This window comes from Ralstonia sp. PBBBR1 (assembly GCF_002256165.1).
In the GTDB taxonomy this organism is placed as follows: domain Bacteria; phylum Pseudomonadota; class Gammaproteobacteria; order Burkholderiales; family Burkholderiaceae; genus Ralstonia; species Ralstonia thomasii.
In genome coordinates this window covers 355,391-377,053 of the sequence record NZ_NKIL01000006.1, presented here as the reverse complement: position 1 = coordinate 377,053, position 21,663 = coordinate 355,391, and the positions used below count along the sequence as shown (strand labels likewise).

The window sequence follows — 21,663 nt, the reverse complement described above, 5'->3', positions numbered from 1 at the left end:
TTTCTAATTATGTCTCGCTGCTGTCATCCGGCTGTGCATCGGCATCCGGGGCGGCATCCGTCGCATCAGCACCCTCGACACTCTCCGCGCCTTCAGCGTCGGATTCCATCACCCGTTGCAGCCCGGACAGCTTGTTGCCCTCGCCCACCGAGATGAGCGTGACGCCCTGCGTGGCGCGGCCCATTTCACGGATCTCATCCACGCGCGTGCGGATCAGCACCCCGCCCGTCGTGATCAGCATGATCTCGTCTTCCGGCGCCACCAGCGCGGCGGCCACGACCTTGCCGTTACGCTCGGAGGTCTGGATGGCGATCATGCCCTTCGTGCCGCGGCCGTGCCGGGTGTACTCCGAGATCGGTGTGCGCTTACCGTAGCCGTTCTCGGTGGCGGTGAGCACGCTACCGGCGACCGACTGAGCGCCCTCGCCCTCGGTTTCCGCGGGCGCCACCAGCATGGCAATCACTTGCTGCGTCTCTTCCAGGTTCATACCGCGAACGCCGCGTGCCTGGCGACCCATCGGGCGCACGTCGTTTTCATCGAAGCGCACCGCCTTGCCTGCGTCGGAGAACAACATGACGTCGTGCTGGCCGTCGGTAATGTCCGCGCCGATCAGGAAGTCGCCCTCGTCCAGATCGACCGCGATGATGCCGGCCTTGCGTGGGTTCGAGAATTCCGTCAGCCCCGTCTTCTTGACCGTCCCCTTGGAGGTCGCCATGAACACGAAGTGCTGCTCGTCGAACTGCTTCACCGGCAGGATCACGTTGATCTTCTCGCCCGGCGACAGCGGGAACATATTGACGATCGGGCGACCGCGCGAGTTACGGCTGCCCTGAGGCACCTCCCACACCTTCAGCCAATACAGACGGCCGCGGTTCGAGAAGCAGAGAATGTAATCGTGCGTGTTGGCGACGAATAGCGTGTCGATCCAATCGTCTTCCTTCGTCGCCGCAGCTTGCTTGCCGCGGCCGCCACGCTTTTGCGCCCGGTATTCGGAAATCGGCTGACTCTTCATGTAGCCGCTGTGGGACAGCGTCACCACCAGATCCTGCGGCGTAATGAGGTCTTCTGTATCCAACTCAGTGGCATTGTGCTCAATCTGCGAGCGACGCTCATCGCCGAACTCAGCGCGGATCGCGGTGAGTTCCTCGACGATGATGGCGGTAATGCGCTCCGGCCTAGCCAGGATGTCCAACAGATCGGCGATCTGCGCCATCACTTCGCGGTATTCCTGGACGATCTTGTCCTGCTCCAGCCCGGTGAGGCGTTGCAGGCGCATCTGCAGGATTTCCTGCGCTTGCGTATCCGACAGCTTGTACAAGCCGTCGCCCTGCATACCAAACACCGGCAGCAGACCTTCCGGACGATACGCAGCATTACCGCCGGAGGTTTCGCTCTCGGCGCGAACGAGCATGTCGCGCACGAGGCCCGAATCCCAACTGCGGTTCATCAGCTCAGCCTTGGCAACCGGCGGGGTCGGCGCGGCCTTGATGATGGCGATGAACTCATCGATATTGGCCAGTGCAACAGCCAGACCTTCAAGGATGTGGCCGCGCTCGCGTGCCTTGCGCAGGTCGAATACCGTGCGACGCGTCACCACCTCGCGGCGGTGCAGCAGGAAGCACTCAAGCATCTGGCGCAGGTTCAGCAGGCGTGGCTGGCCGTCGACAAGCGCGACCATGTTCATACCAAACGTGTCCTGCAGCTGCGTATTCTTATAGAGGTTGTTGAGCACGACCTCTGGCACCTCGCCGCGCTTGAGTTCGATCACCACGCGCATGCCGGACTTGTCCGACTCGTCGCGAATGTCGGAAATGCCTTCGATGCGCTTTTCGGTGACCAGCTCGGCGATGCGCTCGAGCAGCGTGCGCTTGTTAACCTGATACGGCAGCTCGTCGACGATGATCGCCTGGCGCTGGCCGCGGTCGATATCTTCAAAGTGCGTCTTGGCGCGCATCACCACACGGCCGCGGCCCGTGCGATAGCCCTCGCGAACACCCGAAATGCCGTAGATGATGCCTGCCGTTGGGAAGTCCGGCGCCGGGATCAGCTCGATCAGCTCGTCGACCGTCGCTTCCGGATTGCGCAGCAAGTGGAGGCAGCCATCGACGACTTCATTCAGGTTATGCGGCGGAATGTTCGTCGCCATACCCACCGCGATCCCGGACGAACCGTTGATCAGCAAGTTGGGGATGCGGGCCGGCAGAACGGACGGTTCAGTTTCGGAACCGTCGTAGTTCGGCTCAAAATTGACGGTTTCCTTGTCGAGGTCGGCCAGCAGTTCGTGGGCAATCTTCGACAGGCGGATTTCGGTGTAACGCATCGCCGCGGCGTTGTCGCCATCGACGGAGCCGAAGTTGCCTTGGCCGTCGACCAGCATGTAGCGCAGCGAGAAGTTCTGCGCCATCCGCACGATGGTGTCGTATACAGCAGTGTCGCCGTGGGGGTGATACTTACCGATCACATCCCCGACAATACGGGCAGACTTCTTATAGGGGCGATTCCAGTCGTTGTTCAGCTCGTGCATCGAGTAAAGCGCACGGCGATGCACCGGCTTGAGACCATCCCGCACATCTGGAAGCGCGCGGCCCACGATTACGCTCATGGCGTAAGCGAGATACGAGCTGCGCATTTCTTCTTCGAGCGATACCGGGAGTGTCTCTTTGGCGAATTGATCCATTGGGCGAACGGTGGGAGGTCCCTAGTGAGCACAGCAATGCGAACTGCAGGACGCTGCGGTTGCGCGAATAACAGAACATTTTACCATGCCGCAAGCCCCCTTCCCTCATACGCGCGAGCGACGCATCGTCAACCCCGGGCACGTTCCCTGCGAGCGGGGGCAAAACCGGGGAACCAGTCCCCATAAGGGTTTGCGAGGCATTTCCTGCCTTGTTGCGTACACACCACAAGGCCATGGCGCCCCGTTCGAATCGCTTATATTTGCTTTTTAGGAGTGCGTGCTTGTGGCACAATCCCCCAGCGAAGAGGCAGACATTGTTCGAAGTGGAGCCTTCACCACACCGAGAATGTTATACTCCGAAGAATGTATGACTTGTTTTCGTCCCATCTGCTCGCAGTCTTCTGCGGTGATCTCATCCTGAGAGGAGAAATATGAAAAAATTTGCCAAGCTCGCGTTCGCTGCAGCTGCGGTAGCCATGGCTGCGTCCGCTTACGCTCAGTCGGTGCCCTACGAAAAGAAGGCCGTCAACGACAACTGGGGTAACGGCACGAGCGAGTGGGTCTGGAAGAACGGCACGAACGAACTGTGCTGGCGCAATGGCTTCTGGACGCCGGCAACCGCCAACGCTCAGTGCGACGGCGCTCTGGCTCCGGCTGCTGCTCCGACCGCTGCTCCGGCTGCTCCGGCTGCTCCGGTTGTGTCGAGCGAAAAGGTTACGTTCGCTGCTGACACCCTGTTCGATTTCGACAAGGCTGTGCTGAAGCCGGAAGGCAAGGCCAAGCTGGACGACCTGGTCTCGAAGCTGAATGGCATCAACCTGGAAGTCGTGATCGCCGTTGGCCACACCGACTCGTTCGGTTCGGACAAGTACAACGACCGCCTGTCGGTCCGTCGTGCTGAAGCCGTCAAGGGCTACCTGGTCAGCAAGGGCATCGAAGCCAACCGTGTCTACACGGAAGGCAAGGGCAAGCGCCAGCTGAAGGTTGATCCGAAGTCGTGCAAGGGCGCTCGCAAGGCACAAATCGCCTGCCAGCAACCGAACCGCCGCGTGGACGTCGAAGTGGTCGGCACCCGCAAGGCTCAGTAATTCGGTTCACACCGGAAAAAAGCCCAGCTTTCGCTGGGCTTTTTTTCGCCTGTACATCTGCGTCGGCGGACGCCTTCCCCGAGGCCGCTGCGGAAATAGGCGCCAAAAAAAACGATGACGCAAAATGCGCCATCGCTTTTTCTGTTTGGGGCACCCGATGCCCCTTTTTCATGACCGCCCTTCTTATTGATAGGAAGGTGTCGCCTGGTCGTTAGCCACCATGGCGCGATCGCCCACGCGCAGATTGTTCGGGTTTCGCTGCGTGACCGTCGCGACGCGGCCATCATCGAGGCGGACAGTGATGCGGTACACGGTTTGGCCGCCCGCTCCTGCGCGCTGTTCGACTTGGTTGCCAGCATAGGCACCCAGTGCTGCGCCGCCAATGGTTGCGACTGTGTTGCCCGTACCGCCGCCAACTTGGTGACCCAGAATACCGCCGGCCACACCGCCGATGATCGTGCCTAAAATGCCCGGGCTATTTGCCGGGGCCTGCATCGGCTGGATCGATTCCACGCGGCCATAGAGGGCGCCCGTTTGCTGCGGTTGGCCGCCATAGGCCGGGGGCTGTTGAGCATACCCACCGTTATAGCCACTGCCGTAGCCCGGCGCGGCGCAGCCTGCCAGCACCGTCAGGCCCGCAACACCCAGCCCAATCAGAATTTGTTTGGATTTCATTGATCTCTCCTTGAACGAAGGTGACAGTTGGAGGAAATGCATGCGCGTTTGTTCACCTCTGTTTCAATGTGAAACCTTTTCGCAGCCCCCTTGATTTGGTTGGGGCGACGCTTTTTGGTACATTTCCTCACCTAGCCGATATGCCCTGGCGCAGCGCAACATGACGACCACTCACGCGAACGCCGATCCCGGCGAACTCGAAAAATTCAGCGAACTCGCCCACCGTTGGTGGGATCCGAACAGCGAGTTCAAACCCCTACACGAGATCAATCCACTGCGCCTCGGCTGGATTCAGTCGATCGCCCCGCTGGCCGGTAAACGCGTCGTCGACGTGGGCTGCGGCGGCGGCATCCTTTCAGAGAGCATGGCGCGTGCCGGCGCCGACGTCAAAGGCATCGACCTGTCCCGCAAAGCATTGCGTGTCGCCGACCTGCATAGTCTCGAGGCGGGCGTTACCGTCGATTACGAGGAGATTGCCGCAGAAGCCTTGGCCGCACGCGAGCCGGCCAGCTTCGATGTCGTCACTTGCATGGAGATGCTCGAACATGTGCCCGATCCGGCGTCTGTTGTGCGTGCGTGCGCGACGCTGGTAAAACCGGGCGGATACGTGTTTTTCTCGACCATCCACCGGAACGCCAAGGCCTATCTGCTGGCGGTCATTGGCGCGGAATACGTGCTCAACATGCTGCCGCGCGGCACGCACGACTACGCCAAGTTCATTCGCCCGTCGGAGCTGAGCGCGTTCGTACGGGGGGCCGGGCTCCAGGCTCAAGAGATGTGCGGGCTCGAATACAACCCGATCACCGGCCGCTATGCCCTCACGCAGGACACCAGCGTCAACTATCTGATGGCAACGCGCCGTCCGGCCGAGGCATGACGGTGCGCCAGTTTCCCGATCCGCTGGGCGCGGTGCTGTTCGACCTGGACGGCACACTTGCGGACACGGCCCCCGATCTGGCCGCCGCGGCCAACAAGGTGCGCACTGATCGTGGCCTCGAACCGGTGGACTACGAAGCGCTGCGCCCGGTCGCCTCGCATGGTGCCCGCGGACTGATCGGCGTGGCCTTCGGTGTTGGGCCAGGGGATGCGGAGTTCGAGTCGCTACGGCTGGCGTTTCTCGCCAACTACGAGGCGGAAATCTGCGTGCGTACGCAGCTGTTTCCGGGCATGGCCGACGTGCTGGTCGAACTGGGGAGGGCGGGCGTCCCCTGGGGGATCGTCACCAACAAGTCGGGCCGCCTGACGGTACCGCTGGTTGCACAGTTACCGTTTCCGGTGCCGCCGGCCTGCGTTGTTGCGGGCGATACCACGCCGCACGCCAAGCCCCACCCCGCCCCACTGCTGTATGCGGCCGAATCCATCGGCATCGACGCACGACAGATCGTCTACGTGGGCGATGACCTGCGCGATATCGAAGCCGGCCGCGCTGCCGGCATGCCTACCATTGCGGCCAGTTACGGCTATTGTGGTAATGGGCCATCGCCAGCGGAATGGCGCGCCGATGCGCTGATCGCCAGCGCAGCCGAGCTGATTCCGCTGCTGCTCGAGTCGCAACGCGCTTGACCACAATGCCCAGGTGAATGCCCGGGCGCCACACCTTTCAGGACCGCTGCCTCCCGTCGGGACGTGGCGGTCAATCGACTGACGAAGTAGGCCACGCCGTGGCCGGACCGACACCAGCATGAGCTCCTCCCCCGATTCGCGCCCCGATCTGCAATCGAATACCGCCGGCTGGCGCGCACGGCTTGATCGCCTGCGCGGTACGGCCGGCTGGCAACGCGCGGCGCAGGTCGGCACGTCGCGTCGCACCAAGCGCATCGGGATCGGCGTGCTGATCTTTCTGGTGATGTTCGGGCTACTGGGTGCATTCGGCGGCCCGCCGTTGCTGCACCACCTGGCGCAAACGCAGCTCAGCCAGCTCCTGGAACGGCCGGTTTCGGTCGGCAAGATCAGCATCAACCCGTACACGCTGCGGCTTGATGTCGACCAGCTCCACATTGCCGAGCGCGACGGCAAGACGCCGTTCGTCGATGTCGGCCATCTGCATGTGAACGCGTCGTGGAGTTCGATCTTCCGCCGCGCGCCCGTGATTGAAGAACTCAGCATCGATGCGCCGCACGTGCGTATCGTGCGCACCGCCGAACAGCGTTTCAACTTCTCCGACATCGTCGACAAGCTAAGCCAGCCGGAAACCGCGCCCAAGCCCAAGTCGAACGAGCCGGCACGTTTCGTCTTTGCCAATCTGCAGTTGACCAACGGCGCCATCGACTTTGTCGACCAGCCGCTCGGCGGGCAACACAAGGTGGAGGGCTTGCAGATCGGCGTGCCTTTCGTGGCGAGCCTGCCGGCAGACGTGGACATCTTCGTGCAGCCTTTGCTGGTTGCCCGCATCGACGGCGCGCCGCTGCATTTCGCGGGCAAGACAAAGCCGTTTGCCGATTCGCTCGAATCGAACCTCAACGTCAAGATCGACGGACTGGATCTGCCCCGCTATCTCGGCTACGTACCCGGCCCGCTGCCGGTGGCGGTTCCACAAGGCAAGCTGACGACCGACCTGACGATCGACTTCCAGAAGCCCAAGAGCGGCACACCAGTGCTGCGCGTGCATGGCACGACCGGCCTCGACCACCTGGAAGTTGTCGACGCCAGGAAAGCGCCACTGGTGGCCGCCAAGCAGGTGCGCGCAACGCTTGCCGACGTGCGCCCGCTCGACAACGTGTTCCACCTCGATGCGCTGACGCTGGATGGCGTGCGCGTTAATGCCACGCGCGGTGGGGATGGAGCGATCAATTTCGCGCAACTCGCCGGCAAGCCGGCACCTGCCAAAGCGAAAGCTGCCACGGCCGAGGCCGCGACCACCGCCAAGCCGAAACCGTTGGATGTGGCGGTCAACAAGCTGCAACTGACCAACAGCACCGTCCACTGGCGTGACGCGACCACGCAGCCGGCTGCCGACCTGATACTGGAAGACCTCCACGGCGACATTCGCGTGCGTACGTTGGGCGGTCCGACCTCGCTCGATGTGGGCGCCAAGCTGGCGCAAGGCGGCACGCTCAATGTCAAAGGCAACACATCGCTGGAGAAGAACACCGGCGAGCTGGAACTGAAGCTGGACGGCATGAAGCTGGTCGGCATCAGCCCGTATCTGCGCCAGGCGGGCGCACCGCAATTGCAGAGCGGTGCGCTATCGGCCGACGGCAAGGTGGCGCTCGAATTCGGGCCGGACAAATTCAACGTGCGCGCGGAACCGCTGACCGCAAGCCTGGCCGACCTGTCACTGGCGCCGGCCACGGGCAAGGACACCGCGCTGCGAGCCAAGCTGCTGCGCGCAGAGGTGAAGCGCTTTGACCTGAGCGCCCGCACCATCGCCCTGAACGAAGTGCGCGCCGATGGCCTGCAGATCGATGCGTTGCGCAAGAAGGACGGCACAACCACGTTGACGCTGCTCGATGGTCCGCAATCGGTGGCGGGCAAGTCGACAGCGCCGGCCAAGTCCAGCGCAAAGTCGAACGCGCCGGCCGAAAAACCCTGGGCAGTGACCGTACAAACGCTGAAGCTGGACAACAGCGCTGTCGGCTTTGAAGACCAATCGAACTCGCGCCCGGTCAAGGTGCGTGTCGAGCCGCTGAACGTGGTCGTGCAGAACGCCTCCTCCGATCTCGGCAAACCGGTCAGCGTGCAGATTGGCGCAGGGCTGGGTGCCAAGGGCAAGCTCGATGTGCGCGGCGAGGTCGTGCCGCAGCCGCTCAAGGCCGACCTGCGCGTGAACTCGCAGAACCTGTCGCTGGCAGGCTTCGATCCGTATCTGGACAAGTCGTTGAACGCGGCCATCACCAGCGCGCTGCTATCGATGGACGGGCGCCTCGTGCTCAACCAGGGCAAGGCGCTGACGGTGAACTACCAGGGCAACGCGACACTGGGCAACGTCCGCCTGCAAGACCGCGTGAGTTCGGATGACTTCCTGCGCTGGCGCTCGCTCGCGCTCAACCGCATCCAGGCCAACTACGACGGCACTACGCCGCGCGTGCGGGTGGGAGCGATGGCGCTGTCGACGTTCTACGCGCGGATCATCATCAACCCGAATGGGCGCCTGAACCTGCAGGACATCCGCGTGCAGCCGACCGAGGAGCGACGCTCGCTGACGCAAAGCGAACCTGCATCGGCATCGGCCGCAGCGGCTTCCGCCCCGGCAGCCGCGCCCGTGACGGCTTCGGCTCCGGTTGCAGCCCCTGCATCGGCCGTCACCGTAACGGCTACCGCACCTGCGCCCAAGGCCGGCGGCGCAGACCTGCGCGTTGACGCCATCACGCTGCAGGACGGCAACATCCGCTTCACCGACAACTTCGTCAAACCGAACTACACCGCCAACCTGACCGCCATCGGCGGCTCGATCGGCACGATCAGCACGGCCGCCGGCCAGACACCCGCCGACGTGACGCTGCGCGGCAGTGTCGACGGCACAGCACCGGTGGACATCCACGGCAAGGTGAACCCGCTCGCTCCCATGGCCTTTGTCGACCTGACGGCCAAGGCCGACGGCGTGGAACTGACCAACCTCACGCCCTACTCCGCCAAGTACGCCGGCTACCCGATCACCAAGGGCAAGCTGACGATGGATCTGCACTACCTGCTCGACCAGGGCAAGTTGACCGCCGACAACCACATCTTCATCGACCAGCTCACCTTCGGCGACCGCGTAGAAAGTAAGGACGCGACCAATCTGCCGGTGCGGCTGGCAGTGGCGCTGCTGAAGAATTCGCGCGGCGAGATCGACGTGCGCGTGCCGGTATCGGGCTCGCTCGATGACCCACAGTTCAGCATCGGCGGCGTCATCCTGCGTGCATTCGTCAACCTCATCGCGCGCGCCGTGACGGCGCCGTTCTCGCTGCTGGCCAGCGCGTTTGGCGGCAGCGGCGGCGAAGAACTCGGCTACATCGAGTTCGACCCCGGCACGTCGAACATCGGCCAGGCGTCCTTGGCCAAGCTCGACAAGCTCGGCACTGCGCTGAAGGACCGCCCGGCGCTGAAGGTCGACATCATCGGCCGCGTCGATCCGGAATTCGACCGCGACGGCCTGCGCCGGGAAGCCGTGAACCGTCAGATTCGCGAGCAGAAACTCAAGGACGCCGGCGACGCTGCTGAGGCAGACACCACCGTCAAGCCGGAAGAGGAGAACAAGTACCTTGAACGCGCGTACAAAGCCGCCAAATTCCCGAAACCGCGCAACGTGATCGGGCTGGCCAAATCCTTGCCGCCCGACGAGATGCGCAAGCTAATGGAAACCAGCGTGCAAGTGACGGATGCGGATTTGCGTGAGCTCGCGCAGCGTCGGGCGAATGCGGTGCATGTTGCACTTGCTGAACGCGTGGATCCGGAGCGCCTCTTTGTTGTCGCCCCAAAACTGAGCGCAGAGGGCATCAAGGACAAGGGCAAGACGACGCGGGTTGATTTCTCGCTGAAGTAGCCCATCTATGGGATAATCGACACTTCCTTACTGGGGCCGACCTGGTTTCGACGTGGGTTGCGAAGCAGCGGAGGGCATACCGAGGACCCGTCACCTCGTTAATCAATGGGAATGCAATAACTGCTAACGACGAACGTTACGCACTGGCAGCCTAAGGGCCGCCGTCCTCGCACTGGCTCGCTGACGGGCTAGGGTCGAAAGACTAGCGAGGTCATTTACGTCAGATAAGCTTTAGGTGAGTCACGGGCCTAGAGACGAAAACTTAGTGAATCGCCGTCGTAGAGCGTGTTCGTCCGCGATGCGGCGGTTAAATCAAATGACAGAACTAAGTATGTAGAACTCTCTGTGGAGGGCTTGCGGACGCGGGTTCGATTCCCGCCGGCTCCACCACTATTTGAAAAACCAACCGTTCTCGGTTGGTTTTTTTTCGTCTGTTCCCCCCAGTGTTGGCGTGGTTTCCAGGCCTGGTCTCACGAGCGCCACCTCTGCAAAGGCGGCCTTTCCGCCCCCGCCGACGCATCTCTGTTCTCCGTTTTCTCTGGTGGCCACGCGAGCGTTCTCGAGGTCATTTCCTTTGCTGGCGCGGGTTTAGATGCGGTCGGTTGTAGTCGGCAACTCCTGTAGGGGTGGCGACTGAGGGTGACGATATGCACCGCTACGCGGTAGGCTACTCCCGGCCAGAAGCAGGCATTCGTTTTGCTATTTATATTCTATTGAGCCTAAATCCGGAGAATGGAGAATCAAATCTGCAAGGCTTGCCACCGGACCGCTTAACGAAGTTTCTGAGCGATGTACGAGATAAAGATCTTTGTAAACATCTTCTTCAATCGGAATTGCATGTAACCATCCGCTTGCCTGTTCATGCTTGACCGCGCTTTCCATCACAAGCGAGATTCCTAGCCCTGCGTGGACCGCGTGTTTGACCGCCTCGGTGCTACCTAACTGCATACCCACTGTGAACTCTGCCGAGTCGGCACCGGCATATTGTTGTAGTAGGCGCCCAGTTCCGGTAGCCGCTTCGCCTCCAAGCAAGTTCTGGGATTTTAACCACTTAAGTGGAATGGTCGACTCGGCAGCCCAAGGATGGCCGGGGCGAACAATGACAACCATCCTCTCGCGCCGCCATACTGTTGAGACGAACCCAGGACGTGAGTCCCACCACTCCATTACCGCTACATCCACTTCAAGCGTTTCCAGCAAAGCGGCAATCTCGATATTTTTGCCGATCCTCACATCGATCTTGTTTGCTAATTTATCTTGGAGCGCCTTGATATAGGGTTGTAAAAGATAAATGCCGATATTGGAGCTTGCACCAACGACCAGGCTTTTATTGTGGAGGGCTGCCGTAGCCTTATGGCTAGTACGGAGCAATTGTTCCGCATAGGGGAAAAAAATCTTTCCCTCCAATGTCAGGCTTTGCGGCATTGTTGCGCGGTCAATCAGCCGGGCCTGCAAAGACTGCTCCAGCCGCTTGATATGCTGCGTTACTGTTGGCTGGGACAATCCAGTTTGCTTCGCCGCTTCGCGAAAGCCCCCGCATTTGACGACGGCAATGAACGTCGCCACACGCTCCAGATCTATCACGCCGCCTTTACTCCCGGATACGGCTGATTAATCGCGCCCATCGGTTTTTCACCAGCGAGTGCCTGGATGATGTTCATCGCTGCCTGCCGCTCGATTTCAAGCCGAACTTCCTTGACCGCCGATCCCAAATGCGGCGTAAAAAACGTTTGTGCCGTATTGTCGAGCAGCGCCTTGGGGATAGCCTGCGGGCGATCAGCGCGTATCCATTCTTCCATCTCGAAGACATCGGCTGCATATCCAGCTAGTTTTCCAGACGCCAGTGCTGCTATCACCGCATTCTCATCCACGACCGAGCCGCGACATGCATTGATCAGGTAGCTACCGGTTTTCATCTTGGCCAACGCGGTGGCATCGATCAGATGCAGTGTCTCTGCGGCCATCGGAACCATCGGCACGACATAATCACATTTTTCGAGCAGTTCATCGAGCGTGACGCGCTGTACGTGCCAAGCCTTTTCTTGTTCGGCATTGAGCGGAATCGGATCGCAATACAAGAGATTCATTTCAAAGCCAGCCAAGCGCTGGGCGATTGCACGGCCGACCGCCCCCATACCAATGATGCCAAGCGTTTTTCCTGTCAAACCAGAGCCATATAGTGTCGGCCGCCAGCCTTGGAAGTGTCCGCTACGGATTTGCCTATCGCCTTCCAGCATATGCCTTGTCAAACCGAGAAGAAGGCCGATAGTCAGTTCAGCGGTCGGGATCGTAAGCAAATCCGGCACAATCGTAAGCCATACACCGTGGCGTGTGCAGGCGTTGACATCGAAGTTATCATAGCCTTTAAGCGCGGCGCCGATGACACGCAGCCTTGGACATTCCTCGAGAAACGCGCTGTCGATGCTGTCCGGCATGAAAGCCATGAGTGCATCCGCATCTTTGGCTCGCGCAATTACCTCAGAACGCGGCAAGGTTTCCCGTGTGGTGTTGGGGATAACATCGGCGCTAGCGGACAACAATTCGATGATTTCCGGGTGCACCCAGTGGGTGAGGACGACTTTGGGCTTCATAAAAACCTTTGTAAGCTTTGGGAGTTATTTGAACTTGCGACGCAGGAAGGAGCTGAAGGCGTCGACGAGGGTAACCATGCCTAAAATAACCAGCAAAATAGCCGAGACATCCTGGTATTGCATGATGCGCAGAGAGCCCATCAGCTCGAACCCGATTCCACCGGCGCCGACCATGCCCATCACGGTCGAAGCACGGAAGTTGTATTCCCATCGATAGATCGCGGTATCGGCCATTTGCGGAAGCACTTGGGGAAAGATCCCATGAAAAATCACCTGCAATGGCGTGCAGCCCGCTGCATGCGCGGCTTCTACCGGTGCCGGATCGGCATGTTCGATCGATTCCGAAAAAAATTTGGCGATCATGCCAACCGAATGTAAGCCTAGGGCTAAAACACCCGGCAATGCGCCGAAGCCAACGGCTGCCACGAACAGGATGCCCATGATCAGTTCGGGTATCGATCGCAAAGCGTTTAACAGGCCGCGTGTGGCGTGATACACGAGTGGATGAGGGCTAGTATTCCGCGCGGCGAGCACTCCTAAGGGAATGGATAGCAATACCGCGATTGCCGTGCCGGCGATACTCATGGCCAAGGTATCCAGTACCGGTTTGACCCAGGTGCCAGCCTGCGAGAAGTTCGGTGGGAACATCTCGCCGGCAATTTTTACCAGGCTTGGCATGCCATCCTTCAATCGCTCGGCATCAAATAGGCCGACGTAATACCAGCAACCGATCACAATCGCCAGCACAACGGCAAACTGCAGTATCGTGCGGTTCCATACGCGCTGGCGCTCGGCCAGAATCAAACCAAAATCAGCTTGCATGCTGTCGCTCACTTAGAACTTCGACAGATCGAGCTTGAGCAGTGTGCCAAGGCTGCGCACCACGTCATAGTCTTTGTCGCTGATCGGGCCGAAACCATCGGCTTTGAAAGGTTTCAGGACTTCCGGATCTTTGAGATTCAAGAAGGCTGCACGGATCTTTTCCTTCAGTTCCGGCTTCAGATTGCTGCGCATGGTCCACGGGTATTGCGGATATGGCTTCGATTCGGCAAGAACTTTTACTTTGTTGGGATCGACCAGTCCGCGCTGAACCAGGGATTCAAAAATCGGCTTACTCAAGCCGCCAGCCTGCGCGTGACCGTTTTGCACGGCCATGGCCACCGCGTCATGCGCACCGGCAAAGTGTTCGCGATAGTTTTCGCCGGCTTTCAAACCGTTTTCCGCCAATATCGACTTCGGAATCAAATGGCTGGAGGTGGATGCCTTATCACCGTAAGCGACATTCTTGTTGACGATATCACTGATTTTGGCGATGCCGGCGCCAGTATTGGCGATCAATACGGACTGGTAGGTAGTGCTACCCTTTTGCTTCATCGCTGCGAATGGCTCGATGTCGCTCTTTTGCTTAGCCAGCACATACGACAAGGGGCCAAAATATGCCATGTCGATACGGCCGTGACGCATGGCTTCGATCATTGACGAGTAATCAGTGGTAACCACCAGCTCAATTTTCTTTCCCAGCTCTTTTTCCAGATAGATTTCGAGCGGCTTGTTGTTTTTAATTACGGTCGATGCGTTTTCGTCCGGCAGTAGCGCAACTTTGAGCGTTTCTGGATCGGGATTGGATGATGCATGGCCAATGCTGCAGACGGCGGCAAGCAAGACAGACATTAATGCGGATGCGAGTTTTTTCATAATCAATCCTTTACGGTAGCAAGTTGCATGGGAAATGAAGTATCGATAAGCCGTTCCTCTCGAGCGTCTTGTGGAACGCTCAAAGAAGAACGGGGTACTTGTTCATACAGCGTGTCGTAACTGGCTTGATCCAAAGTCTGCGGGGCGGCATCAAAAATGACTCGGCCATGGGACAGGCCAATAATACGGTCGGCATAACGTTGAGCGAGGTCTACCTGATGCAGGCTGACGACCGCCGAAATCCCGTCCTCTTTACAAATGCGGTGCAGCAGACTTAGCACTCGCTCTGCAGTAGCAGGATCGAGGCTGGCTACCGGTTCATCAGCCAACACCAGTTTAGGTTGCTGAGCCAGAGCCCGGGCAATACCGATGCGTTGCTGCTGGCCGCCGCTCAATGCGTCGACACGGCTTAAGGCTTTGTGCAATAAGCCGACTCGGTCCAGACTTTGCAGGCATATGGATTGATCCTTCGCCGGGAGGGGGAATAGACTGCGTAATGCCGTGTGGTAGCCCATTCGGCCCATCGAAACGTTTTGCAAAGCCGTCAGTCGGCCAATCAATTGATGCTGTTGAAACACCATGCCAGTCTGTCGGCGATGCATGCGCAATGCACGCGAGTTCGCCAAATTTCCTAAGCCGGCGACAATGGTGGTGCCGCGCTGCGACGCATGCAGCGAATTAATACAGCGAAGTAGCGTGGATTTTCCAGCGCCGGAAGATCCGAGCAATACGGTGAACTGTCCCTGATGGAGTTTGAGATTGGTGGGATACAGTGCAATCGCATCACCATAACTGACTGAGACATTCTGTAGTTCGATCATGACACCTCCGGCAGATTTGAATTCGTAATCAAAAATGATGACCTGATTACGAATCTGAATTGCAGCGATGGTAATGTCGTGATATGACACCCTGATGACTCGTTGATGTCATTTTTGTGGCATGGTCGCGGGTGCCTGTGAGGGAAATAAGTTGTGCTATCTATGCCAAATATAGACGTCTGCTATGGGTCGAAAGTGTTAGTTCAACTTTGGACAGTATCGTGCAGTACTAGTTTCTGGGCAGCCCAGCCGTTGGGCAAGGGGCGGCGCATCACCTTCTCCAGCACGGCATCGGGCGAGCCCACCAGCCGTTCCACGACCTCCGGGGCCAGGAGCGTCAGCCGCATGACCCGGCGCACCTGCGTCACGTCCATGCCTTCGGCCTCGGCGATCTCGGCTACTGATGCCGCCCGCTGCTCATCCAGAAGGCGTTGCCAGTGGTGCGCCAGTCCGAGCGCCCGCATCAACGCGGTGTCCTGCGCGGCCGACCGGGCTTCCCGCTCCCGGGTGGCCTCGGACAGGAATTCCTGTGGAGCGTCCAGGGGCGTGATGACCTGCTTCTTCAGCCCCCGCTTCACCAGCGTCCAGGGCACGAAGGTTTCCAGTTGCACGCCGCCTGCTGGACTCGGCAGTTGATAGGTGACCGGATCACCCTTGAACCGGCCCCGGTGCTTCTTGCTCATGCGTCCTCCTCAAAGCGCTTCACGATCTGGCGTTGCGCCTCCCAATCCACCGGCAGCGGGTTGCGCTGGAACCAGATCAGGTTCATCCGGCGAGGCTGCCGCCCGGCCATCAGCAGTTCGAGGATGTCGGGCGCGAGCAGGCTCAGGCGCATCAGTTCGTTGGTGACCGATGGGTGTAAGCCTTCGGCCCGGGCGATCTCCGAGCCACTCTTCATCTCGCCGGTGTCCACGAGGTGCTGCCAGTAGAAACCGCGTGCCACCCCCTCCAGCAACGTCACATCGTGAACATGGCGGTCGTCGGCGGCCACGCGCCGCGCGCCCCGGCGGCGGAATGTCAGTGGCACGAAGGTTTCCAGTGTGTCGTTCATCAGGCCTCCACCTCCACCAGTTCCGCGCCGATGCCTCTCCGGGCGAACTCGCCGATCAGGGCGTCCCAGCCCAGTTCCCGCCACTTCACCTTGATGCCCTGAACCTCGCCGATGTGGACGAGGTCGATGCGCTCGATCATCAGGTTGGCGATGCGGTGGCGCTCGAGCGGGAACAGTTGATCCCACACGTCGTTGAGCCGTCCCATCGCCATCACCGTGGTGGCTTCATCGACTTGTCCGCCATTGCGCTGGATATGACGCACCACCGATGCGATGGATTCCGGGCTGGTCAGCACGGTGCGGATCTGGGCCACCACTGCCGCCTCGATCTCCGGCGCAGGTAATCGCTCGTAGCTCTTGCCGGGTGCTCCGAACCTGCTTTCCGACTTGGACACGTAGTAGTGGTATTTGCGCCCGTTCTTGCGCGAGTAGGTCGGGTACATCCGTTCGCCCGAGGGGGCGTACAGCAGGCCGCGCAGCAAAGCGTCGGTGCGCGACCGGATCTTGGTTTCCACCGACCGGGCGTGCCCATCCCTGGCCAGCACCGTGTGAACCTTGTCCCAAAGCTCCTGGTCGATGATTGGCGGGTGAGCGCCGGGGTACCAGTTCCCCTTGTGCGACAGCTCCCCCAGGTAGATGCGGTTGCGCAACAACTTGTGCAGGTACTTCTTATCGATGCGCGTGCCGCTGCGGGTCTGGCCCTCCTGCGTCGTCCAGTCCTTGGTCGTGATGCCGTCGGCAGTCAGATTGACGGCGATCTGGGTTGGAGAACCAATGGTCAGCATCTCCTCGAAGATGCGACGCACCACCGCCGCCTCGGCCTCGTTGATGACCAACAGGCGGTTGTCGACGTCGTAACCCAGGGGCGGGACGCCGCCCATCCACATCCCCTTGCGCTTGGCGGCGGCGATCTTGTCGCGGATGCGCTCGCCGGTGACCTCGCGCTCAAACTGGGCGAAGGACAGCAGGACGTTGAGCATCAGCCGACCCATCGAGGTGGTGGTGTTGAACTGCTGGGTGACCGACACAAAGGACACCCCGTGGCGTTCGAATACTTCAACCATCTTGGAGAAGTCGGCCAAGCTGCGCGTCAGGCGGTCGATCTTGTAGACCACCACGATGTCGATCTGGCCGCGCTCGATGTCCGCCATCAGGCGTTTCAGCCCCGGCCGATCCGTGTTGCCGCCAGAGAAGCCGGGGTCGTCGTAGTCGTCGGCCACCGGAATCCAGCCCTCGGATCGCTGACTGGCGACGTAGGCGTGGCCCGCCTCCTTCTGCGCGTCGATGGAGTTGAACTCCTGGTCAAGTCGTTCATCCGAGGACACCCGGCAGTAGACGGCGCAGCGCTTGCGGGCCTTGGTGCTGGCAATCTCGCTCATCGCGCACCTCCCTTGCTCAGGCCAAAGAACAGCGGCCCCGACCAGTGCGCGCCCGTGATGTGGCGGGCCACCGCCGTCAGGCTCCTGAAGTTGCGCCCCTGGTACTCAAACAGCCCCTCGGCGGTGACTGTCACCCGATGTTCGCGCTCGCCCCATTCGCGCAGCAGGATCGTGCCCGGCGCGAAATCGAACTCGCGCGGCTTGGCCCGCAGCTTGATCTTGGAGTGTTTTGCGCCGATGGCTTCCAGGCGCTGCTTGGTCTCGGGCGCAAGGCCACCGAAGGCTTCCTCCTGCAGCTTGTAGGCGAGACGGGACTCGACGTGCGTGCGGTTGGGGTAGTCCGGGCGACGCGGGAAATACCGATCCCACACCGTCCAGAGCTCGGACATCGGCAGGCAAGCCAGCTCCGCAATCCGCGCGGCGACGGATGCTTGTTTTTCGTTCATCACAACTTCTCCTCTTGATAGGGGGTTGTATGAACGCGCTGGTCGGGCAGGAAGCCAAGGCCAACTTCTCTCTGTTTTGGTTCATCCGCAGCAAGGGTGCGGACGATGGCAGCCGCAAGGATGGCGGCGATTTCGCCAGCACGGGCGCTGGCGCTCATCTCTGGGGGAGATGCGAGTTCGAGGTTCTTCATGACGGCTCCGAGGAATTGCAACCGTCAGGGATAGTGAGCCCGATTTTCCGAAGTAAATCTCAACGCTGATTAATCGGCGCGGCTCGATGGCCGGGCGCTGGTCGCTACGCTTTGACGAATGGCGACAGCACCTGATGCAGAAGATGGCGTGGCGGCGCCTCAGCCAAAATCGGTGCAAGCAAGGCTGACAGTGGCTGCTGATCGACACCCGCCTGCGTGCTCGCCTGCTGCAAGGCATGGGCTGTGTCCAGGATGTCTGCGCCGGTGATCTCATAACCGTGGCCACGCGCAATCCAGCGCAGCGCTGACAGAGCGGCATGGATGGCGAACTGCGGTTGGTCGACTGCGAAGTCTCTGGCGGCGCGGGTCAAGGTCCGGGGATCAGTAGGACTTTGATTGGCGAGTTCAGCGGCGAGCGCAAACAGGCCCGCATCCTTGGCCGCAGCGAACCATTTGCCTTCTGTGCCGGGCGTGCTGGCGACCAGATCCCGCAGTATGAGCTCCGGTGGAACGTGGCTGTACTTCTTGGCGATGGCACGAAAGGTGGCCAGGGTCGTGGTGCCTTGGTTGGCCTCGATGGCATACCGCAGGTAGGCTTCATCGGCCAAGCCTGACGACAGCAGGATGGCCTCGCAGGCCTCAGCGATCTGCCAGCCCGGATCGTTGAGTCCGCGTGAGTCCTCGGCATAACGGATCGCCTCGGCTTTCTTGCCCATCGCGGCCAAGGCCTTCACCCCCCAGCGTCGGTCGTGCCACCACTTGAACCGCGCCTTGTCGATCAGGGCCAGCAACTCGTGATGACGACCTGCCGCGAACAGCGCGGACAGACAGGCGCTGGTGCCCTTGAAGTAGCCATGCCCAGATGCGCTCGGACTCCACACGCTTTCAACGACAGGGATGAACTCATCGGCCCAGCGCGAGGCCATGTCCGGCGTCACACACAGTTCACCCCAGTGGTCGCCCAGCAGTTCGATGTAGGGTATTTCATCGTCCTGCAACGCCTGCCACAACCGATCCAGCCAGCGTTGCCGCTGTTTGGGCTCGACGTTGGCCTTGACGATGAGGGGCACCAGGATCTCGATGGCTTTGTTCACGGCGGAGCCCAGCGCCCCGGAGGAGCTGTCTACCTGCTCCAGTGCGGGCGAGATCTTCTCCAGCAAGGTAACGGCACCCTCGGCGGCCAGCACCGGCTCCTTGCGGGCCACCTGCTTGATCTCGGCCAAGGCCTCCTTGATGCGCTGGATGGGCGTGTCCGAACGCCAGCCGAAGGCATGCCGCCGAAACCGTGATGCGAACTGCCATTTGTACGCGACGCCGGTCATGCATCCTCCATGACTTCGGAGGCGGCTTCTGGCTGGTCATCGTCCTCGACAGGGGCGTCAACGGTCGGCAGATTCAATTGCCAGGCATGCGAGCCTTTGACCCGAACGAGGTAGTTGCGCCACGGTGAGTTTTTACTGGTGAACAGGTTGGATGGCGAAGCGCAGCCCGTGTCCTCCATCAGCTTCTTGGTGTTCACGTGCGGCGAGCCCGCTGCATGGGCATCGACCAAACGCTGCAGCACCATGATCTTGGCTTTGTTCGTCACCTTCCACGGTGCTTGTCCAGGGAGGTATAGCGTGGCGGCATACCCATCCGGAGAGAGCTTCAGCGCAACCGAGGTGCCGCCCATGGCAGCCAGTTGCCCGTGGCGATAGGCCAGCTTCAACTGCGCCAAGTCGATGGCCGTCGTTGCACCAGCAGCAGACAGCACGTCCTCGATGGGTATCACCACGTTAGTTCCGGCAAACGGAAAGGGTTCCGATGCCGTGGTCAGCAGGATGCCGGGGACGCTGCGTGGACGCAGGCGCAAGGCGGTATCGACCTTGGCGTACTGGCGCTCGCTGGACATCTTGGCCGCGAAGTACAGCGCAATGTCATGGCCATCGATATCAAGCTCCCCCAGAAAAATCGGCTCTTCGTCCTGGTGCTTGCCACGCACACTCTGCAGTGCAGTGCCCAGCGCCGTGATGATCTCCTCGCGCAGCCAGTTCAGGTGCACCTTCCAGCGCCGGGCGTGCTTGGCGGGCAGCACCACATCCGCCCCCGTCAGTGGATCGCGGTAACGTACCTGATTGCCATCGGCACAGCGCTCCAGTTTGACGCTGGTGTGCTCACCGTTTGCCAGTTCGACGACCTTCTCGATGATCCGGTCACCCTCCGTGATGATGCCCTCGTCCTCGAAGCGGTCGATGTCGATACCAAGTTGCGCCAGGGCGAAGCCGTCCATCGTGTTGGTGGCGTACTCCAGCAGGCGTGCGACCTGCACCACCAGTTTCGGGTCATCGATTCCTGACCCCGGGTGCAGGGGCTTGAGCACGCCCAAGGCTTCGAGCAACTGCGTCCCAGCCTGCCGCAAGCGTGCGTCTTTCTCGCCTTGCAGACTGCATCGGCCGGGCTCGGCCAGCACGATGGACAGCGGCGTTTCAGCCGTTTCGCCATCGAACACCAAGTCGGCCACCAGGGTCACGCCAAGGATGGCACCGGGTTGCGAGAACGGGTGGTTGCTCCAATGTTCATGGATGACTTCGTGCAGTTCCGCGCAGCTGTCGATGTGCAGCGAGACGGTATCGGTCGCGTGCCCGAGCAAGGCCTTCGCTTCAGTGAGATAAAGGCGCTCGACGCGCACGCCATCGAGTTTGGGTTTCGTGTCTTTCAGTGGCAGCGCGAAGCGGGACAGGTCATACCGTGAGCGATTGAGCGGTCGGCTCGACAGCGGAGCCTTGAAACCGTGTTTGGACAGCACATTGGCCAGTGGGGCCCGTGTCGACAGGGTGTGCGCATAGACCTCCACCACCTTGCGGTCAGGGGCGTAGACAAGGGTCGCGTCCCGCGCAGGGAAGTAGCAGAAGCTCTTGCGGCTGCGGTTGAGCATCTGCACAGCCGTGACCTGGTCACCCGCAAAACGCACCACCAGGTAATGCGTCAGCTGGGTGTCGCCGTTTTTCTTTTCTTCGGCCATCTGCACATGGATGACCTCGCAGGGCTCGGCCAGCCGCATGGTGCTGGTGAGCTGCGACTCCAGATCCTTCTTGATGGCGTCGTTCCAGATGAACGGTGGTGCGTCATCGCAGGGGATGTCAAAGGCATCAAAAAGGCGCTTGTTGCCCCGGATGTCGCCGGTGTTCAGGATCGATTCGGCAACATCAAACAGTCGCGCCGCGTCATCGGAGTGGGTGCGCATCCAGACCGAACGACCGATTTCGCCGCCGTCTTCGGCCAGAAAGGCAGCGATCAGCTCGTTGTCGTGCAATTGGTCTGCGACGGTGGTGAGAATCTGCGCACCTCTGGGCGAAGCCAGGCGCAGGATGCGCAGTGCCTCGCGTTCGGCGGGGTCACGTTGCTCTTTGCGAAGGTGCCGGACGTGCTCGATCAGTGCGGTGGGGAGTGTCTCCGCGTCTTGCGACCAGTCAAATCCTCGGGCCAGTGCCTGACACTCCTGCAGACCGCTGAAGCGCTTGAGGTTGGTCACATGCGCCTTCTCGATCAGTTCGAGCAGGCAGTGCGCGTTGGTCAGGGTCTTCTTGCCCATTGATTCTCCCTTCG

Annotated in this window: 18 protein-coding genes and 1 other RNA gene; 5 read left to right on the top strand and 14 right to left on the bottom strand. The window is 60.6% G+C overall.

Annotation, left to right across the window (positions count from 1 at the left end):
- Window positions 1–7: 7 nt before the first annotated feature.
- Window positions 8–2,677 (bottom strand): DNA gyrase subunit A, encoded by a 2,670-nt coding sequence (gyrA, locus tag CFE42_RS12945; protein ID WP_251471212.1) that lies wholly within the window; start codon window positions 2,675–2,677, stop codon window positions 8–10.
- A gap of 431 nt (window positions 2,678–3,108) precedes the next feature.
- Here gyrA and ompA point away from each other — a divergent pair, with 431 nt between their 5' ends.
- Complete coding sequence (ompA, locus tag CFE42_RS12940; protein ID WP_004629211.1) at window positions 3,109–3,765, top strand: outer membrane protein OmpA; 657 nt, start codon at window positions 3,109–3,111, stop codon at window positions 3,763–3,765.
- Between the two features lie 183 nt (window positions 3,766–3,948).
- On the opposite strand, the gene CFE42_RS12935 is transcribed toward ompA, so the two are convergent.
- The gene (locus CFE42_RS12935; RefSeq protein WP_004629214.1) at window positions 3,949–4,440 is read right to left on the bottom strand and encodes a glycine zipper 2TM domain-containing protein; all 492 of its coding nucleotides are present in this window, start codon (window positions 4,438–4,440) and stop codon (window positions 3,949–3,951) included.
- A 160-nt stretch (window positions 4,441–4,600) separates the two neighbouring features.
- Here CFE42_RS12935 and ubiG point away from each other — a divergent pair, with 160 nt between their 5' ends.
- From ubiG to ssrA, 4 genes are all read left to right on the top strand, one after another.
- Complete coding sequence (ubiG, locus tag CFE42_RS12930; protein WP_004629215.1) at window positions 4,601–5,317, top strand: bifunctional 2-polyprenyl-6-hydroxyphenol methylase/3-demethylubiquinol 3-O-methyltransferase UbiG; 717 nt, start codon at window positions 4,601–4,603, stop codon at window positions 5,315–5,317.
- Window positions 5,314–6,003 carry an HAD-IA family hydrolase gene (locus CFE42_RS12925; protein WP_004629218.1) on the top strand — a complete coding sequence of 230 codons (690 nt, stop codon included), beginning with the start codon at window positions 5,314–5,316 and terminating at the stop codon, window positions 6,001–6,003. The genes ubiG and CFE42_RS12925 overlap by 4 nt, the downstream gene beginning before the upstream one ends.
- 118 nt (window positions 6,004–6,121) lie before the next feature.
- Window positions 6,122–9,904, top strand: a complete 3,783-nt coding sequence (locus CFE42_RS12920) for a DUF748 domain-containing protein (protein WP_004629220.1) — start codon at window positions 6,122–6,124, stop codon at window positions 9,902–9,904.
- A 32-nt stretch (window positions 9,905–9,936) separates the two neighbouring features.
- Window positions 9,937–10,294: a transfer-messenger RNA gene (gene ssrA / locus CFE42_RS12915) on the top strand.
- 309 nt (window positions 10,295–10,603) lie between these two features.
- On the opposite strand, the gene CFE42_RS12910 is transcribed toward ssrA, so the two are convergent.
- The 12 genes from CFE42_RS12910 to CFE42_RS12855 all read right to left on the bottom strand — a co-directional run bounded on the left by CFE42_RS12910 (window position 10,604) and on the right by CFE42_RS12855 (window position 21,649).
- Window positions 10,604–11,470 carry a LysR family transcriptional regulator gene (locus CFE42_RS12910; protein WP_231108837.1) on the bottom strand — a complete coding sequence of 289 codons (867 nt, stop codon included), beginning with the start codon at window positions 11,468–11,470 and terminating at the stop codon, window positions 10,604–10,606.
- Window positions 11,471–11,484: 14 nt separating this feature from the next.
- A complete protein-coding gene (locus tag CFE42_RS12905) occupies window positions 11,485–12,495 on the bottom strand; it encodes a phosphonate dehydrogenase (protein WP_004629224.1) in 1,011 nt (336 codons plus the stop codon).
- 24 nt (window positions 12,496–12,519) lie between these two features.
- Complete coding sequence (gene phnE, locus CFE42_RS12900) at window positions 12,520–13,317, bottom strand: phosphonate ABC transporter, permease protein PhnE (RefSeq protein ID WP_004629226.1); 798 nt, start codon at window positions 13,315–13,317, stop codon at window positions 12,520–12,522.
- A gap of 12 nt (window positions 13,318–13,329) precedes the next feature.
- Entirely contained in the window at window positions 13,330–14,190 is an 861-nt protein-coding gene (phnD, locus tag CFE42_RS12895) for a phosphate/phosphite/phosphonate ABC transporter substrate-binding protein (protein ID WP_004629229.1), read from the bottom strand.
- A 2-nt stretch (window positions 14,191–14,192) separates the two neighbouring features.
- Window positions 14,193–15,011 carry a phosphonate ABC transporter ATP-binding protein gene (phnC, locus tag CFE42_RS12890; RefSeq protein WP_004629231.1) on the bottom strand — a complete coding sequence of 273 codons (819 nt, stop codon included), beginning with the start codon at window positions 15,009–15,011 and terminating at the stop codon, window positions 14,193–14,195.
- A 203-nt stretch (window positions 15,012–15,214) separates the two neighbouring features.
- Window positions 15,215–15,694 carry a hypothetical protein gene (locus CFE42_RS12885; RefSeq protein ID WP_004629233.1) on the bottom strand — a complete coding sequence of 160 codons (480 nt, stop codon included), beginning with the start codon at window positions 15,692–15,694 and terminating at the stop codon, window positions 15,215–15,217.
- Window positions 15,691–16,062: a hypothetical protein gene (locus CFE42_RS12880; protein ID WP_004629235.1), complete on the bottom strand. Its 372-nt coding sequence runs from the start codon at window positions 16,060–16,062 to the stop codon at window positions 15,691–15,693. The genes CFE42_RS12885 and CFE42_RS12880 overlap by 4 nt, the downstream gene beginning before the upstream one ends.
- Window positions 16,062–17,441 carry a recombinase family protein gene (locus tag CFE42_RS12875; protein WP_004629236.1) on the bottom strand — a complete coding sequence of 460 codons (1,380 nt, stop codon included), beginning with the start codon at window positions 17,439–17,441 and terminating at the stop codon, window positions 16,062–16,064. The genes CFE42_RS12880 and CFE42_RS12875 overlap by 1 nt, the downstream gene beginning before the upstream one ends.
- On the bottom strand, window positions 17,438–17,887 hold the full coding sequence (locus CFE42_RS12870) for a DUF2924 domain-containing protein (RefSeq protein WP_004629238.1): 450 nt from the start codon (window positions 17,885–17,887) through the stop codon (window positions 17,438–17,440). Before CFE42_RS12870 ends, CFE42_RS12875 begins: the two co-directional genes overlap by 4 nt.
- Window positions 17,887–18,078, bottom strand: coding sequence for a hypothetical protein (locus CFE42_RS12865; protein WP_037043893.1), 192 nt, complete (start codon window positions 18,076–18,078; stop codon window positions 17,887–17,889). Before CFE42_RS12865 ends, CFE42_RS12870 begins: the two co-directional genes overlap by 1 nt.
- Before the next feature lie 104 nt (window positions 18,079–18,182).
- Window positions 18,183–19,400, bottom strand: coding sequence for a hypothetical protein (locus CFE42_RS12860; RefSeq protein WP_004629243.1), 1,218 nt, complete (start codon window positions 19,398–19,400; stop codon window positions 18,183–18,185).
- Entirely contained in the window at window positions 19,397–21,649 is a 2,253-nt protein-coding gene (locus CFE42_RS12855; RefSeq protein WP_004629245.1) for a hypothetical protein, read from the bottom strand. The genes CFE42_RS12860 and CFE42_RS12855 overlap by 4 nt, the downstream gene beginning before the upstream one ends.
- Between the last annotated feature and the right edge of the window lie 14 nt (window positions 21,650–21,663).